Origin of the sequence: Dietzia sp. DQ11-38-2 (assembly GCF_014145055.1) — a bacterium.
Taxonomy (GTDB): Bacteria; Actinomycetota; Actinomycetes; order Mycobacteriales; family Mycobacteriaceae; genus Dietzia.
Genome location: NZ_JAALDW010000409.1, coordinates 1,556 through 2,869 on the forward strand (window position 1 = coordinate 1,556; position 1,314 = coordinate 2,869).

The 1,314-nt window shown below is 71.5% G+C and carries 2 protein-coding genes; both read right to left on the bottom strand.

Translation table 11 applies throughout. The annotated features are described in order from the left end of the window. Positions 1–101: 101 nt before the first annotated feature. Positions 102–719, bottom strand: a complete 618-nt coding sequence (locus tag G6026_RS13360) for a GDSL-type esterase/lipase family protein (protein ID WP_182613456.1) — start codon at positions 717–719, stop codon at positions 102–104. A gap of 115 nt (positions 720–834) precedes the next feature. After that, on the bottom strand, positions 835–1,314 hold a 480-nt coding region (locus G6026_RS17455; protein WP_241728080.1), incomplete at its 5' end, for a response regulator transcription factor.

Consider the following 1,314-nt stretch of genomic DNA (forward strand, 5'->3'; position numbering starts at 1 on the left):
AGATGCAGAGGGTCTCCGACCGGACGGCCGGACGCGAACGGCCTTCTCCGACGGCCACCCCCAGAGCACCCCCCCGTTGACCAGGACGTACGGCGTCCCCGCTACCCCGGTTCTTCATCCGGTAGGGAGCCCAACCACTCGAGCACCGGGCCTGAGACGACCCGGGCGAACTCCTCGTACCCCGCGCGGCCGGGGTGCGCCCCGTCGCCGGCGGTGACCTCCCGCATCCACGCCCCACCGGGCCGCAGGGAGTCGAAGGTCGGCACGAACGGCACCCCGGCCTCGGAGCACACCGCGGCAATGGCCGCGGCGCGGGCGGCGATCCGCTCATTGACCTCCTCCCACACGACCGGTGGCGGCCCCACCACCAGGAACCGCCCCCCGGGAGCACGGGCGATCATCCCGCGCAGGGCCGCGACCGTGCCCGCCTCCTCGACGCGCAGGGCGCCCTCGTGCTCCATCACGTCGTTGACGCCGAACTCCGCGATCACCGCCGTGGTCGGGAACGCGGCGCGTCGGCGGTCGACCTCGTCCCACCGGGCCAGGATCATCTCGGAGGTGTCCCCACCGATCCCCGCGACGGTGGTGTGGAGGCTCAGGCCCACCCCGGCACCCTCCTCGACCAGGTGCGCGGTCCATCCCCGGCCGGTCTCGTCGCCGTATCCGGCCACGAAGGAGTCGCCGATGATGCAGACGGGGAGGTCACGCGGTTCGCTCACGACGCCACCGTAGCGGCTCGGCGTCAACGCCAAGAGCGTTCCGTACACCCCACTCCCGGCCGATGTGTGCGGAACACTCTTCGCGATGTCAAGACACCCAGGACGGTCCGGCGAGTCAGTCCAGGTGGCGGGACTGCGCCCAGCGGGTGAGCGCGTGCCGGTTGGACTGCTGGGTCTTGCGCAGCACGTTGGAGGCGTGCGTCTCCACGGTCTTGACCGAGATGAACAACGTCTCGGCGATCTCCTTATAGGTGTACCCCCGTGCCAACAACCGGAGCACCTCCTTCTCCCGCGGGGTGAGGGAGTCGACCTCCGGATCGTGGACCGGCTCACCCCGCTCCTGGAGGCCCGGGGCGGCACGGGCGAACGCGTCCAGGACGAACCCGGCCAGGCGCGGGGAGAACACCGCGTCCCCGTCGGCCACGCGGCGCACGGCGTCGGCCAGTTCCCCGCCGGAGATGGTCTTGGTGACGTACCCGCGCGCCCCGCCGCGGATCACGGCGATCACGTCCTCCGCGGCGTCCGAGACACTCAACGCCAGAAAGGTGGACACAGGCGCGTCAGACGCACCGGATGTGCCGGACGTGTCGGCTGA